Genomic DNA, 12,914 nt, shown 5'->3' with positions numbered 1-12,914 from the left:
TGTTGACGCCTCGTCACGCCACCATGGGGGCGTCCCGATCCGCCCTCAGTCCTGCCCCTGCCGCCCCTCCTGCTCGCCCCCCATCCCCAGCCACACCTGCTCGAACGTCCCGTACGCCGCCGTGCCGAACAGCACGAACCGCACCTCCGTCAGCTCTCGGGCCGGCCCGGCGACCGTCGCCGCGACGGTGCCGAGCGCGATCCGGGCCGCGTCATCCAGCGGCCACCCGTACACCCCGGCCGACACGGCCGGGAAGGCCACCGTGCGCGCGCCCAGCTCCGCCGCCACCCGGAGCGACTCGCGGTAGCAGGAGGCCAGCTGCCCCGCCCTGTCCTCGTACTCGTCCTCCCAGTAGACCGGCCCCACGGTGTGCACCACCCAGCGGGCCGGAAGCCGCCCGGCCGTGGTCGCCACCGCCCGCCCGGTCGGCAGTCCGCGCCCCCAGTGCGACGCCCGGAGCCTGCGGCACTCCTCCAGGATCTGCGGCCCGCCCTTGCGGTGGATCGCACCGTCCACGCCACCGCCGCCCAGAAGAGAGGAGTTGGCGGCGTTCACCACCACGTCCACCTGCTGTTCCGTGATGTCACCCTCGACCAGGGTGATCCGCGTCACCACCGCGTCCGCCCTTCCCGTCGGTCCGCACCCCGCCCGTGCCGGGCTCCGACCGCCGTTCCCGTTCCGTCCGCCACACCACCCGCCGGCATGGCAATAGCCACAACGCCGCCGGTCGGCCAGAGAAATCCCCGGAGATCACGTTATGGTCGCGAGAAGTTCCCCGACGCAGGGTGCCAGGCGGGCACTGCGGACGATCGCCGACCGTTACGCATGCGGGGAAAGGGAGGATCAGCCGATGCCCGCAACGGGAGACGGGCGGGCACCTGGTGCCGCAGACCTGCCGGGCGCCGTCGACGGCGCCCTCGCCGACCGCGCCCGCGCCCGGTCCGCCGCTCCGGCCACGGCGCCCGCCCCGATACCCCACCCCCGGTCCGACGCCTCGGCCGCCGCCTCCGGCCCCCGCACCGCCCCCTCCGCCGCACCGCTCAAGCTGCTGGTGATCGAGGACGACGCCTCCGACGCCCAACTCCTCAAGGCGGCGGTGGCCGACAGTGGCGCCCCCATCGAGATCCACTGGGCCCGCGGCCTGGAGCAGGCCTCCGAACTGCTGGCACCCGCCTCCGCCGCGGCCCGGCGCGGCCGGCCGCGCAGCACCGACTTCAGCTGCGTCCTGCTCGACCTCGCCGCCCCGGCCGACCTGCCGCACCCCTCCGACGCCTCCGACGGCCTGGAGGGCCTGCACGAACTGCTCCGCCGCGCGCCGCACACCGCCGTCGTGGTGCTCACCGACGCCGCCGGGGCCGAGCTGGGCGCCGCCGCCGTGGCCGCCGGAGCCCAGGACTTCCTGATCAAGCACGAGACGGACGGCCCGCTGCTGGCCCGCGCCCTGCGCTACGCGGTCGAGCGCAAGCGCGCCGACGAGTCCCAGCGCCGGCTGGTCGAGGCCGAGCTCCGCGGCCAGGAGAACGCCCGCCTGCAGCGCCATCTGCTGCCCACCCCGCTGCTGGACGGCGCCGGGCTCTCCTTCACCCGGCGCTACCGCCCCGGCCGCCGCCGCGCCCTGCTCGGCGGCGACTTCTACGACGCCGTCCGCACCGACGACGGGACCGTCCACGTGGTGATCGGCGACGTCTGCGGCCACGGCCCGGACGAGGCCGCGCTCGGGGTGGCGCTCCGGATAGCGTGGCGCACCCTGGTCTTCGCCGGACTCACCGGCGAAGCCCTGCTCACCACCCTCCAGCACGTCCTGGAGCACGAGCGGCGCAGCGACGAGATCTTCGCGACGCTCTGCATGCTGGTCATCGAGCCCCGCGAGGCCACCGGCCGGCTCGACGAGCTGGGCGCCGTCGAGACCGCCCGGCTCTACCTCGCGGGCCACCCCGCACCCCTGCTGCTCGGCTCGGACCACAAGCCGGTCATGCTGCCGGCAGACCTGGCCGGCCCGGCGCTCGGCCTCCTCCCCTGCGACGACTGCGACGCCGTCTGGCCCGCGCACCGACTCGAACTGCGCCCCGGCTGGCGACTGCTGCTCTACACCGACGGCCTGATCGAGGGCCGTGTCGGCGCCGGGTCGCGCAGACTCGGCCAGGACGGGCTGGCGGACCTCGTCGGTGACCACCTGGCCGCCGGGCTGACCAGGGGCCGGCTCGTGGACAGTGCGATCGCCGAGGTCGAGGAGCTGAACGGCGGCGCGCTGACCGACGACGTCGCCGTGCTGCTGCTGGAGCGCAACCCGGTCCAGCTGATCCTGGGCTGACGCGGGCAGCGGAGACAGGGTGAGCCCCGGTGCTCGCGGATCGGTCCCGCGAGCACCGGGGCTCACCCCTTCGATCGTGTCCGGTGCACATCGGCCCGGCACCGGGGATCCGGCAACGAGGCCCGGCACCGGAGATCCGGCACCGATCGGCCCGGCCGGTCTACCAGGGGCCGTAGGGACCGATGTTCCGGTCGTTCCGGCCGCCCCGGTTGGTCAGCGCCCGGATCGCCGGGCGCACGTCCACCATGTAGACGATGGCCGCGACCAGACCCGCCAGCGTCAGGAAGCCCAAGCCGAACAGCAGGTCCAGGCCGAACGCGATCCCGAGGAGGGCCAGCCAGAACCCCTTGGTCTTCTTGTCCGCCGCCCGGTAGGCGTCCTCGCGTCGGGTGGCCGCGTCGACCAGCGCGAACAGCTTGAACCCCAGAATGGCCACGGCCAGCCACCAGAACGGGTTCAAGTAGTCCAGGACCAGAACCTGGCCCACTCCGCCCATCGCGGCCTCCTCTGTGTCTCGGCTCGGCACCCCGGCTGCCACCCATCGTGGCACGGCGATCCGCCCGCCACGGTGTCAACGATCCGGGGTCAACAGATGTGCCCCGGTCGGCCCGGGTCCAACCCCGGCCGCGGCACGGTGGGCGGATGCTACTCGGCGGCCTTCCGGCCCTTCGCGGACTTCTTCGCGGCCGGCTGCTCGGCGGCCCCCGCGTCGTTGCCGGCCGCGTCGGCCTCGGCAGGGTCCTCCACGAGTTCGGCGTCGACGGGCTCGTCCTCGACCAGCTCGACGTCGACCCGCTCGGTCTCGGCGGACTCCACCGCATCGCCGGGACGGCCCCGGTCGACGACGCCCCGGCCACGCTCGGCGAGCTCGTCGTAGGCCTCCTTGGCCTTCACCGCCAGGTCGACCGCGCGGCCGACCTGCTGGAGGGCGAAGGACTGCGCCCTCTCCTGCAGTTCCTTGAGGTCGCCGGGCAGGGTGGTCACGCTGCCGGCGACCTTGGCCTGCGCCTCGACCAGCCGGGTCTGCGCCTCCTGGAACCGGGCCGCGGCCTTCTCCTGCGCGCCCTTGCGGTCCGCGGCCAGCGCCTCGACCTTGCCGGGAACCTCGCGCAGCTTCTCGTAGGCGAGGTCACCCGCGCCGGCGAGGGCGTAGAACGGGGTCGGGTCGCTCAGGGTCTTCTTGATCTCGTCCGCCATCGGCATGGCCGGTCTCCCGTGGTCTAGGTTGCCGGGCCGGCGGCCGCCGGGCCGCCGTCGGCGTGGTCGTCGGGCGCCGCGTCCGAGTCCTTGCGGGCGGCGTTCTCCTTGAGGAAGGCGTCGTAGACCGCGAGCAGCGCCTGCTTCTGCTGCTCGTTGATCAGCGGATCGGCCAGGATCGAGGCCCGCAGTTCGAGGCCCTCACCCCGCCGCTCCTCCAGGATCCCGGCCTGGACGTACAGCGTCTCCGCCGAGATCCGCAGCGCCTTGGCGATCTGCTGGAGGATCTCCGCGCTCGGCTTGCGCAGCCCCCGCTCGATCTGGCTGAGGTAGGGGTTGGACACGCCGGCGGCCTCCGCCAGCTGCCGCAACGAGTACTGCGCGTTGCGACGCTGCTCGCGGATGTACTCGCCCAGCGAGCCGACGTTCAGTGAGGCCATGCGACCACCCTGCACCACACTGCTTGCAAAAGCAAGCACGCCGCTAGCAGCAGCAAACACGCAGCGCCGAGCGGTCGGCCGAGCCGCGACCGGTGTCCCGTCTCAGTGAAGCTGAGCCAGTCTCAGTCGATCTGCACCAACTGGCCGCGTGCCTCAGTTGACCTCGGCCAAGCTGAAGACGGGACACACTGCCCTGAAGGATGTCGTGTCTGATCATTGGGCTTTCGCCCATGACCAGTGATCTCGGATTCACTTGCTCGTGCTGCGGCGAGCACCACGCAGAGCTGCCGATGAACTACTCGACGATGGCCCCCTACGTCTGGGACCCGAGCTTCGACGAGGCCCCCGACTGCCTGCTCTCGTCGGATCAGTGCGTCATCAAAGCGCAGCACTACTTCGTCAAGGGTCTGATCGAGATACCGGTCATCGGCAGCAGCGACGTGTTCTCCTGGGGCGTCTGGGTCTCCCTGAGCCGCGAGAACTTCTCCCGCGCCGCAGACCTCTGGGAGACACCAGGGCGTGAATCCGAGAAGCCGTACTTCGGCTGGCTGACCACCGAGCTTCCCATCTATGCGCCCAGCACCATCAACCTGAAGACCCACCTCCGCACCAGGCCCATCGGTCAGCGCCCCCTCGTCGAGCTCGAACCCACCGACCACCCCCTCGCCGCCGAACAGAGGACCGGCATCACCCGGGATCGCGTGCGCGAGATTGCCGAGGCCGTTCTTCACTCCACCAACGGCGGCTCGTGACCATGACCGGCTCGGGAGGGGCATGAAGCAGCTCTCGGAGATAAGCGAACGCGAGTACTTCGCCTGCGTCGGCCGACGTCCCGGCATGTTCGTCGGCAGGACCTCATTCCACCTGCTGACCGCGTTCCTGACCGGCTACGACCAGCACGCCGTCCGTCATGGCGGACACGGGCTCGCCGGCTGGCACGAATGGCTCGTCGCCCGCCGAGGCCGCGAGTGCAGTCACGCCTGGCCCGGCCAGGTACTGCACATCGCGCTCCCAGACGGCTGGGACAACATCTCGGACCTACCACCCGAGGACGAGAAGCAGGCGATCAAGGTCCTCTTCCAACTCCTCGACGACTTCACAGCCGAGCGCGAAGCAACGCAGGGCTCTCAGGTGACAGGTTGAGTGAGACGACCGCCAACACCGCGTCCCACTCGATCTGAACCATCGCTGGTCACAGCCTCACCGTGGTTCACCTTCACTGAGACAGGACAGCCGCGACCGGGGCGGGGAACGGGACGGCCGGGTACCGTCCGGGGATGGGGCGCAAGCGGCGGTTGCGGCGGACGGTCATCGACGGGGACGTCCGGCTCTGGTCGGTGCACCACCGGCACCCCGACTGCCGGGAGGTGCTCACGGTGCACCGGGAGGGCGGGGGAACGCTGCGGATCGTGTTCCGCCCCGGGCCCGGGCGGTTCGTCCCCGACGGATTCCTGCACTCCGGGCAGGTGGCCGACGATCGGGGCGGGGCGCTCAACCTGCACCTTCCCGGCGCGGTCCGGCAGCTGCTCGACGAGGCGCGGGCGCAGGGACTGGAGGTGCCGGACCGCGGCACCGCCGAGGCCGACGGCTGGCCCCTGTTCGACGCGGCGACGGGGGCGGACCGCTGACCGTCCGGCGGCTTCGGCGATGCGGAGCCAGACCTCGGCGAGCAGGGCGGGCAGCCCCGGCTCCGCTACGGGCGCGCGTGCCGCCCGGGCCGCCTCGAACCCCTCCGGACTCCCCGCGCCCGCCACCGAGGACCGGCCCCGGGCGACCGCCGTGTGATCACACGGCGTCCGGGACCCGGATCGGCATCAGGATCGAGAAGGTGCCGGCCCGCCCCTCCGTCCGCACGGCCAGCGGGGCGATCGGGCCACCTATCTCCAGCACGAGCTGCTCGGAGGCGCCGGCCCGGACGGCGTCCAGGAGGAAGTCGCGGTTGACCGCCACCCGGAGGCCGCCCGGGTCCGGCTCGGCACCCTCGGCGGCGACGGCGAGCCGGCCGTCCGGGCCGAAGGCGAGCACGGTGGCCTCGCAGGCGGCACCGTGCGGGCCCGAGGGCAGGGTGCGGGTGGCGCCGGTTTCGACGGCCTCACGCAGGTCGGCGGCGGGTACACCGACCCGGTGCACCGGGTCGAGCCGGACCAGCGAGCGGTAGTCCGGGTAGTCGTGGTCGAGCGTCGCGCCCTCGATCCGGTGGCCGCCGGTCTCGGCCCGGACCAGGCCGCCGCCCAGGGTCAGCCGGGCCCGGTCGCCGCCCGAGCCGAGCAGTGCGCGGAGCGCGTCGACCAGTGCGGTCGGCACCAGCGCGGCGACCGAGGCCTCCGGCGACCGCCCGCCCGACACCGGCAGTTCGGCCAGCGCCATCCGGTACCGGTCGGTGGCGACCAGCCGCAGCAGCCCGCCGTCGAGGTCGAACAGCACCCCCGAGAGCATGGGCAGTTCGGGGTCGCCGGAGACCGCGAAGCGGACGGCTTCCAGGGCGGCGGCCAGCTCGCGAGCCGGAACCGTGAGGTCGTGCGTGGTGGGGGCGGTGGTCATCGGGCTCTCCCTCTGGTCGATCAGGTCGCGGATCAGGGAGAGCTCCCGGCGGGCGTCGGCGAGGCCGTCCTCCAGCCGGCGCAGGTGCGCGTCGACCACCCGGTGGGCAGCCCCGGAACCCGGTGCCGCACCCAGCACGGCCCGGATGTCGGCCAGCGGCAGGCCCACCCGCCGCAGCCGGCAGAGCAGCCGGGCGTCGGCGAGCTGACCGGGCCCGTACCAGCGATAGCCGGTGCGCGGATCGACCCAGGCGGGGCCGAGGACGCCGGCGTCGTCGTAGAACCGCAGCGCGCTGACGCCGAGGCCGCTCTCGCGGGCCAGTTCACCGATGCTGCGCAGGTCGCTCTCCACGCCGGAAGCGTGGTGCCTCGACCAGGTCGAGGGTCAAGCCGGGCGGCCGGACCGGGCTCGACGGTACCGGGGCACCCGCCCCGCCGTACGGGTGGATTCCGTGGCGCCGGGGTCACCATGGTTGAAGTTTTAACGAAACCGCCCTACAGTGGAGCCAACAAGTTGAAGCCTAAACAATTGGCTTCGAACCCGAGGAGGAGCCATGGGCCTGTTCAACCGCACCAAGACCGCCGCGACCACCACCGCCGTCGCCGAGGCGCCCGCCGGGCCGGACCTGTCCCACCTCTCCGGCGACTGGGCCATCGACACCACCCACAGCGAGGTCGGCTTCTCGGTGCGCCACGCGATGGTCACGAACGTCAAGGGCCGCTTCACCGAGTACGACGGCAAGCTGAGCCTGGACGGTGCCGAGCCCGGCAACTCCAGCGCCGAGCTGGTGATCAAGGTCGCGAGCATCGACACCAACCAGACCCAGCGCGACGAGCACCTGCGCACCGGCGACTTCTTCGCCGCCGAGACCTACCCGGAGATCCGCTTCCACAGCACCTCCGCGGAGCGCCTGCGCGGCGACACCTACCGGATGACCGGCGAGCTGACCATCAAGGACACCACCCGTCCGATCGTCCTCGACCTCGACTACACCGGCAGCGCCACCGACGCCTACGGGGCCGAGCGGGTCGGCTTCGAGGGCACGGCCGTGCTGGACCGCACCGACTGGGGCCTCACCTACAACGCCGCTCTGGAGACCGGCGGCGTGCTGATCGGCGAGAAGGTCAGGCTCAGCTTCGACATCTCCGCCGTCCGGGCGTCCTGAACCGGCCGCCCTCGGCCGCCCCCGTCACACCGGGCACCGGTCCACCCGGTGTCCCGGCGGTCCACGCCACGACCGCCCCGCACACGACCCGCCCCTGCCGACCCCCGAGCGGCAGGGGCGGGTCGTTTCCGGCCGCAACGACCACGGCGCGCACGGCCGTTCCGTTCCGGCGACGCCGACAGCCCACCCGCGGGGCCGTCCGAGGCCCCGGCCGACCGCAGAGCGGCTAACGCGCCAGCAGTGCGGCGTCGGCCACAGGCAGCCAGCTGCCCGCCGGACGCCGCAACCACCTCTCCTCCGCGCCGAGCTCGGCGGCGGCCGTCACCAGTGCGGTCAGCCCGGGGTGACGAAGGTCCGGCCGGTGCACCAGGCTGAGCAGGGTCAGCGGCACCGGCTCCACCAGCGGCAGGTTCACCACCCCGGGCATCACCAGCCCGCCCACGGTGGTCAGCATCGGATCGCGATGCCGGGCCATGTAGCGGACGGTCTCGTCCACCCCCACCGGCGGCACGTGCGGTGCGGCCGGAACCAGGCCGTGCTCGCGCAGCAGCCGGACGCCGAGGTCCGCCCACTCGGTCGTGGCCGGGTTGCCGGCGCAGATGTCGACCGGATGGCCGACCAGGTCCGCGAGCCTCAGCACCGCACGGTCGGCCAGCGGGTGGTCGGCCGTCATCATCACCGAAACCCGCTCCAACCGGACCGGAACCTGGACCAGTTGGGCCTGCAGCCCGGCCGCGAGACCGGCGAAGCGGCCGAACGAGACGTCCAGCCGGTGGTCCACCAACGCGGCGGCCGCCGCTGCGAGCCCACCGTGGAAGCGGGCCAGCAGCTCCCCCTCCGGCCAGGCGGCACGGGCCCGTTCGAGCACCCGGTCCCCGGTCAGGTCCGGCCCGCTGACGTCGCTGTTGAGGTCCATCAGCAGGGGCCGCGCCGCCTCGCCGGCCACGATCTCGTCGTGCAGCGCCAGCAGTTGCCGGGCCTTCGGCAGCAACCGCTGTCCGGCCGGGGTGAGTTCGACGTTGCGGGTGGTCCGGGTGAAGAGCGCGTCGCCGAGCAGCCGCTCCAGTGTCCGGACGTCCCGGCTGAGCGCCTGCTGGGCGACGTGCAGACGCTCGGCGGCCCGGCCGAAGTGCAGGGTCTCGGCCGTCATGGCGAAGCCGCGGAGCAGGCGGGGGTGCAGGTCGGCGGGCATGGCGGCAGATTAACAACACCGTGTTGTCGATGCGACGGAACCGGTGTTGGACCGCCGCCGGGTGACGGTCCGAAGCTGGGACCACACCCACCGGTCCCTTCCTCGGAGTTCCATGCTGTCCTCGTACCGTCGGCTCTTCGCCCTGCCCGGCACCGCCGCCTTCACCCTGGCCGGTCTGCTCGGCCGGCTCGCCATGTCGATGACCGGCGTCTCGCTGGTGGTGCTGCTCGCCGAACGGCGCGGCTCCTACGCGCTCGCGGGCGCCGTCTCGGCGGTCGGGCTGGCCACCGGGGCGATCGGCCTGCCGCTGATCGGCCGGCTGGTCGACCGTCACGGCCAGGCGCGCGTCACCGTCCCGGCCGCGCTGTACAACGCCCTGCCGATCACCGGCCTGCTGCTCTGCGTCCGGGCCGGCGCGCCCGACTGGACGCTGTACGCCTGCTGGGCGGCGGCCGCGGCGGCCCCGAACCTCGGCGGGATGGCGCGAGCCCGCTGGGCACACCTCTACCGGGCCGACCCGGAGCTGCGCCACCTGGCCAACTCCTTCGAGCAGGCGCTGGACGAGCTCTGCTTCACGACCGGGCCGGTGCTCGCGATGCTGCTCTGCACCGCGGTGGCCCCGGAGGCCGGGCTGGTCACCGCGGGAACGCTCGGCGCCGCCGGTGCGCTGCTGTTCGCGAGCCGGCGCCGGACCGAGCCACCGGTCGCGGCACCCGCCCGTGCGGCCGCCCGGCCCGGCTCGCCGCTGCGCGTGCCCGGTCTGCGGGTGCTGCTGCTGACCTTCCTCGCCACCGGCCTCGTCTTCGGGGCGATGGAGGTGACCACGGTCGCCTACACCGACGCGCTCGGCCGGAAGCCGCTGGCGGGCCTCCTGCTGGGGCTGGTAGCGGCCGGCTCGTGCGCGGCCGGGCTGGCCTTCGGGCTGCGCCGACCGCGTCGCGCACCGGGGGTGCGGTTCCTGCTCGGCGTCGCGACCATGGCCGTGGTCCTGCTGCTGCCGCTCGCCGCCGTCACGGGCGGAGCCGGGCTGGGCGACCCGGGGCTCGCGCTGCTCGGGGCGGCCCTGTTCACGGCCGGCACGGGCACCGCACCGACCATGGTCACCGGTATGACGCTGGTCCAGGACCTCCTGCCGCAGGCACAGCTGAACGAGGGCATGGCGGTGACGGTCTCCGGCATCGTGGTGGGCGTCTCGGGCGGAGCGGCGCTGGGCGGCGCGGTGGCCGAGCACACCGCGCCGGGCACCGGCTACCTCCTGCCTGCCGGTGCCGCCGCGCTCGCCCTGCTGATCGCCCTCGCCGGCCGCCGCCACCTCCGCCCGTCGACCGCGCCCCCGAGAACGGCGGCCGCGGGAACGGTGGCCGCGGGCCGCGACCCCGAACAGCGTGTCAGTACCGTTCACTAGGCTGTCGGGCATGGAGACCGCAACCCTGCAGTACCTGCGCGGAGACGCCACCGCGCCCCAGGGCAAGGGCGTGAAGGTGATCGCGCACGTCTGCAACGACCTCGGCGGCTGGGGCAAGGGCTTCGTTCTGGCGTTGTCGCGGCGCTGGGCCGAGCCGGAGGCGGCGTACCGGCGGTGGCACCGGGATCGCGCGCGGAACGACTTCGGCCTCGGCGCGGTCCAGCTGGTGCAGGTGGAGCGCTATGTCTGGGTGGCCAACATGGTCGGCCAGCGCGGCATCCGGACCGGCCGCTCGACAGGCGCGCCGGTGCGCTACGAAGCGATCGCCACCGCGCTGGCCGCCCTGGCCGAGGAGGCGCTCCTGCTCGGGGCCTCGGTCCACATGCCGCGGATCGGCTGCGGTCTGGCCGGCGGGCGGTGGGATCGGGTCGAACCCCTGGTGACGAGCCGTCTGGTGGACCGCGGCGTGCCGGTGACGGTCTACGACGTCGACTGATCCCGATCGGCCGCCGTCCAGGTGTACTCGTACTCGGGGAGTACGAACCCCCCGGGGAAGAAGCCCTCCTGCTCCGCCGTGCGCAGGCCGCCCTCGCGCTCGTAGAACGCGACCGCCCGGGTGTTGTCGCACAGCACCTCCAGGTAGAGGTCCGCGCCGGGGTGCTGCCGCGCGACGTGCGAGCGGGCCGCGCCCAGCAGCGCGCGGCCGATCCCGCCGCCGGTACGGCCGGGCTCGACGTGCAGGTTGTCCAGCAGGATCCGCCCGTCCGCCTGCGGCACCAGGTAGGCGAAGCCGACGGCGCTGCCGGCCTGTTCGGCGATCAGCAGCTCGGGGGTGTTCGCCGGCTCGCCGTACTCGGCGGCCAGCCGCAGTTCCCAGAGAGCGCGGCGTTCCTCGGAGAGCCCGTCGCCGAGCGCCTGCTCCGGGACGATGCCGACGTAGGCGGTGCGCCAGCTGAGCGCGTGGAGGCCGGCGACGGCCTCGGCATCGTGCACGCTGCCGCGCCGAATGGTGGCGTTCATGTGACGAGCCTCCCACAGGAACTGACTTGAGCATGTTCAGCCCTCCCCCTAGAGTCATGGCATGCTTTTGAACACGTTCGAAAGGCACGGGGGCGGCGCTGCGGTACCGGATGCGGAGGGGGCATCCGGTGCCGTGCGCACCGACACCGGTTGGAGCTGAGCAGTCCGACTAGGCTCGGGGCGTGGACGAGCTGGCAGCAACGAGCGGAACGAGCGGTACGAGCGGGGCCACCGGCCCGGACGGCACGCCGGAGGAGCCCCGGGGCCGTCCGGCGGCGGGCGGCGGGCGCAAGCCCCGGCGGGGCCCGGCGCGCTCCGGCGACGTGCCCACGGCGAGCGGCGACGACGGCCTCCCGGCCGGCGCCCCCGCGGCGTCCGAGCTGCCCGGTGGGCGGGCCCAGCCGAAGACGGACAAGAGCGAGCAGACCCGGGCCATGATCCTGGAGACGGCCATGCGGCTGTTCCAGGAACGCGGCTACGAGAAGACCACCATGCGGGCCATCGCCGCCGAGGCGGGCGTCTCCGTCGGCAACGCCTACTACTACTTCTCCGCCAAAGAATTGCAGGTCAGGTCTAGTACGGGTTCGGCCTGCGTGGCCGCCAGCAGTCGGCGCCCGAGGTCTGTCCAGTCCTGCGGCGCTGCCGGGTTCGGCCCCCCGAAGATCCACCACGCCCCGTCCGGCATCGTCAGGTCGCGCGGCCCTGCCGTGCACGGGATTCCCTGGCCAGCCAGCAGGGCAACAGCGGCTTCCGCATCCATCTTGATCATGAGGGCAGGCTACCGCCCAGGGCTTACGCAGGACGGGGTTTCGCCGACCCCGGCCCGGTAGGGTCGGCCAGCGTGGACAAGCCGAACGAGACTGGCGCCCCCGAGCTTCCGGGCGGGCGTGCCCTGCCCAAGACGGACAAGAGCGAGCAGACCCGCGCCCTCATCCTCGAAACGGCCATGCGGCTTTTCCAGGAACGCGGATACGAAAAAACCACGATGCGCGCCATTGCGGCGGAGGCGGGAATCTCAGTCGGGAACGCGTACTACTATTTCGCCGGAAAAGAGTTCCTAATTCAGGGATTCTATGACCGGATGACTTATGACCATGCCGCGGATGCAAGAAGTAGAATGGCGGAAACCCGCGATTTCGCGGAGCGCTTGGAAATTGCTATTGCATCCTGGCTCGACACCGCCGCGCCGTACCACGAGTTCGCCGCGCAGTTCTTCCGCACGGCCGCCGACCCGACCAGCTCGCTGAGCCCGTTCTCCGACGAGTCGCACCCGGCGCGAGCTACCGCCGTCGAGCTGTTCCGCGACGTGCTCGCTGGCTCCGAGTTGGCTCCGAAGCTGGACGCCGAATTGGTCGAGCTACTGCCGGATGTCCTCTGGCTACACCTTATGGTCGTGGTGCTCTACTGGGTTTTTGACCGCACCGAGGACACGGAGCGGACCCGGGAATTTGTCCGCAGGTCTACCCCCATGGCGGCGCGGGTCATCAACTTGTCCCGCTACCGGGTGTTCCGTCCAATTGTGCGGGACGCCAAGGGACTGATCCAGGACTTCATCCTGCCGACCATAGGAAAGGCTGCGATCAAATAGGCGAAGCCCCGGCCACTCGTCACGGGAATGAGAACGGGTGGCCGGGGGGGGACCG

15 protein-coding genes and 1 pseudogene are annotated in these 12,914 nt (G+C 72.6%); 9 read left to right on the top strand and 7 right to left on the bottom strand.

Annotation, left to right across the window (positions count from 1 at the left end; genetic code table 11):
- Positions 1-45: 45 nt before the first annotated feature.
- Entirely contained in the window at positions 46-612 is a 567-nt protein-coding gene (locus ACF9IK_RS20285) for an O-acetyl-ADP-ribose deacetylase (RefSeq protein WP_395295596.1), read from the bottom strand.
- A gap of 238 nt (positions 613-850) precedes the next feature.
- Here ACF9IK_RS20285 and ACF9IK_RS20280 point away from each other — a divergent pair, with 238 nt between their 5' ends.
- The gene (locus tag ACF9IK_RS20280; RefSeq protein ID WP_395295595.1) at positions 851-2,311 is read left to right on the top strand and encodes a PP2C family protein-serine/threonine phosphatase; all 1,461 of its coding nucleotides are present in this window, start codon (positions 851-853) and stop codon (positions 2,309-2,311) included.
- A 160-nt stretch (positions 2,312-2,471) separates the two neighbouring features.
- On the opposite strand, the gene ACF9IK_RS20275 is transcribed toward ACF9IK_RS20280, so the two are convergent.
- The 3 genes from ACF9IK_RS20275 to ACF9IK_RS20265 all read right to left on the bottom strand — a co-directional run bounded on the left by ACF9IK_RS20275 (position 2,472) and on the right by ACF9IK_RS20265 (position 3,948).
- Entirely contained in the window at positions 2,472-2,807 is a 336-nt protein-coding gene (locus tag ACF9IK_RS20275) for a DUF2516 family protein (RefSeq protein ID WP_395295594.1), read from the bottom strand.
- Between the two features lie 149 nt (positions 2,808-2,956).
- Positions 2,957-3,514 carry a hypothetical protein gene (locus tag ACF9IK_RS20270; protein ID WP_395295593.1) on the bottom strand — a complete coding sequence of 186 codons (558 nt, stop codon included), beginning with the start codon at positions 3,512-3,514 and terminating at the stop codon, positions 2,957-2,959.
- A gap of 17 nt (positions 3,515-3,531) precedes the next feature.
- Positions 3,532-3,948, bottom strand: coding sequence for a helix-turn-helix domain-containing protein (locus ACF9IK_RS20265; RefSeq protein ID WP_395295592.1), 417 nt, complete (start codon positions 3,946-3,948; stop codon positions 3,532-3,534).
- Positions 3,949-4,238: 290 nt separating this feature from the next.
- Here ACF9IK_RS20265 and ACF9IK_RS20260 point away from each other — a divergent pair, with 290 nt between their 5' ends.
- From ACF9IK_RS20260 to ACF9IK_RS20250, 3 genes are all read left to right on the top strand, one after another.
- Entirely contained in the window at positions 4,239-4,700 is a 462-nt protein-coding gene (locus ACF9IK_RS20260; RefSeq protein ID WP_395298623.1) for a DUF2199 domain-containing protein, read from the top strand.
- Positions 4,701-4,722: 22 nt separating this feature from the next.
- Positions 4,723-5,091, top strand: a complete 369-nt coding sequence (locus ACF9IK_RS20255) for a hypothetical protein (RefSeq protein ID WP_395295591.1) — start codon at positions 4,723-4,725, stop codon at positions 5,089-5,091.
- A 134-nt stretch (positions 5,092-5,225) separates the two neighbouring features.
- Entirely contained in the window at positions 5,226-5,576 is a 351-nt protein-coding gene (locus ACF9IK_RS20250; RefSeq protein WP_395295590.1) for a hypothetical protein, read from the top strand.
- A 157-nt stretch (positions 5,577-5,733) separates the two neighbouring features.
- Here ACF9IK_RS20250 and ACF9IK_RS20245 read toward each other — a convergent pair whose 3' ends face one another.
- The gene (locus ACF9IK_RS20245; protein WP_395295589.1) at positions 5,734-6,840 is read right to left on the bottom strand and encodes a MerR family transcriptional regulator; all 1,107 of its coding nucleotides are present in this window, start codon (positions 6,838-6,840) and stop codon (positions 5,734-5,736) included.
- Between the two features lie 202 nt (positions 6,841-7,042).
- Between ACF9IK_RS20245 and ACF9IK_RS20240 the strand changes: the two genes are divergently transcribed.
- Positions 7,043-7,654 carry a YceI family protein gene (locus ACF9IK_RS20240; RefSeq protein ID WP_395295588.1) on the top strand — a complete coding sequence of 204 codons (612 nt, stop codon included), beginning with the start codon at positions 7,043-7,045 and terminating at the stop codon, positions 7,652-7,654.
- 226 nt (positions 7,655-7,880) lie between these two features.
- Here ACF9IK_RS20240 and ACF9IK_RS20235 read toward each other — a convergent pair whose 3' ends face one another.
- Positions 7,881-8,846: a LysR family transcriptional regulator gene (locus ACF9IK_RS20235; protein ID WP_395295587.1), complete on the bottom strand. Its 966-nt coding sequence runs from the start codon at positions 8,844-8,846 to the stop codon at positions 7,881-7,883.
- A 112-nt stretch (positions 8,847-8,958) separates the two neighbouring features.
- Between ACF9IK_RS20235 and ACF9IK_RS20230 the strand changes: the two genes are divergently transcribed.
- The gene (locus ACF9IK_RS20230; protein WP_395295586.1) at positions 8,959-10,251 is read left to right on the top strand and encodes an MFS transporter; all 1,293 of its coding nucleotides are present in this window, start codon (positions 8,959-8,961) and stop codon (positions 10,249-10,251) included.
- Between the two features lie 10 nt (positions 10,252-10,261).
- Positions 10,262-10,747, top strand: coding sequence for an Appr-1-p processing protein (locus tag ACF9IK_RS20225; protein WP_395295585.1), 486 nt, complete (start codon positions 10,262-10,264; stop codon positions 10,745-10,747).
- Here ACF9IK_RS20225 and ACF9IK_RS20220 read toward each other — a convergent pair.
- Positions 10,732-11,271: a GNAT family N-acetyltransferase gene (locus ACF9IK_RS20220; RefSeq protein WP_395295584.1), complete on the bottom strand. Its 540-nt coding sequence runs from the start codon at positions 11,269-11,271 to the stop codon at positions 10,732-10,734. The two genes, ACF9IK_RS20225 and ACF9IK_RS20220, sit on opposite strands and share 16 nt — an antisense overlap.
- A 380-nt stretch (positions 11,272-11,651) precedes the next feature.
- Here ACF9IK_RS20220 and ACF9IK_RS20215 point away from each other — a divergent pair.
- Positions 11,652-11,831, top strand: a pseudogene (locus ACF9IK_RS20215) (helix-turn-helix domain-containing protein); the annotation flags it as partial.
- Positions 11,832-12,112: 281 nt separating this feature from the next.
- Positions 12,113-12,859: a TetR/AcrR family transcriptional regulator gene (locus tag ACF9IK_RS20210; protein ID WP_395295583.1), complete on the top strand. Its 747-nt coding sequence runs from the start codon at positions 12,113-12,115 to the stop codon at positions 12,857-12,859.
- The last annotated feature ends 55 nt before the right edge of the window (positions 12,860-12,914 follow it).

This window comes from Kitasatospora hibisci, assembly GCF_043950205.1.
Lineage (GTDB): Bacteria > Actinomycetota > Actinomycetes > Streptomycetales > Streptomycetaceae > Kitasatospora > Kitasatospora hibisci.
Note: the sequence above shows the minus strand (reverse complement) of the source record. Positions and strands in the feature narration are given on the sequence as shown.

What these genes read in the sequence shown, in the direction of transcription:
- ACF9IK_RS20280 (WP_395295595.1), top strand. Translation starts at nt 851, where the DNA reads ATGCCCGCAACGGGAGACGGGCGGGCACCTGGTGCCGCAGACCTGCCG.
- ACF9IK_RS20275 (WP_395295594.1), bottom strand. Translation starts at nt 2,807, where the DNA reads ATGGGCGGAGTGGGCCAGGTTCTGGTCCTGGACTACTTGAACCCGTTC.
- ACF9IK_RS20270 (WP_395295593.1), bottom strand. Translation starts at nt 3,514, where the DNA reads ATGCCGATGGCGGACGAGATCAAGAAGACCCTGAGCGACCCGACCCCG.
- ACF9IK_RS20265 (WP_395295592.1), bottom strand. Translation starts at nt 3,948, where the DNA reads ATGGCCTCACTGAACGTCGGCTCGCTGGGCGAGTACATCCGCGAGCAG.
- ACF9IK_RS20260 (WP_395298623.1), top strand. Translation starts at nt 4,239, where the DNA reads ATGAACTACTCGACGATGGCCCCCTACGTCTGGGACCCGAGCTTCGAC.
- ACF9IK_RS20255 (WP_395295591.1), top strand. Translation starts at nt 4,723, where the DNA reads ATGAAGCAGCTCTCGGAGATAAGCGAACGCGAGTACTTCGCCTGCGTC.
- ACF9IK_RS20250 (WP_395295590.1), top strand. Translation starts at nt 5,226, where the DNA reads ATGGGGCGCAAGCGGCGGTTGCGGCGGACGGTCATCGACGGGGACGTC.
- ACF9IK_RS20240 (WP_395295588.1), top strand. Translation starts at nt 7,043, where the DNA reads ATGGGCCTGTTCAACCGCACCAAGACCGCCGCGACCACCACCGCCGTC.
- ACF9IK_RS20235 (WP_395295587.1), bottom strand. Translation starts at nt 8,846, where the DNA reads ATGCCCGCCGACCTGCACCCCCGCCTGCTCCGCGGCTTCGCCATGACG.
- ACF9IK_RS20230 (WP_395295586.1), top strand. Translation starts at nt 8,959, where the DNA reads ATGCTGTCCTCGTACCGTCGGCTCTTCGCCCTGCCCGGCACCGCCGCC.
- ACF9IK_RS20225 (WP_395295585.1), top strand. Translation starts at nt 10,262, where the DNA reads ATGGAGACCGCAACCCTGCAGTACCTGCGCGGAGACGCCACCGCGCCC.
- ACF9IK_RS20220 (WP_395295584.1), bottom strand. Translation starts at nt 11,271, where the DNA reads ATGAACGCCACCATTCGGCGCGGCAGCGTGCACGATGCCGAGGCCGTC.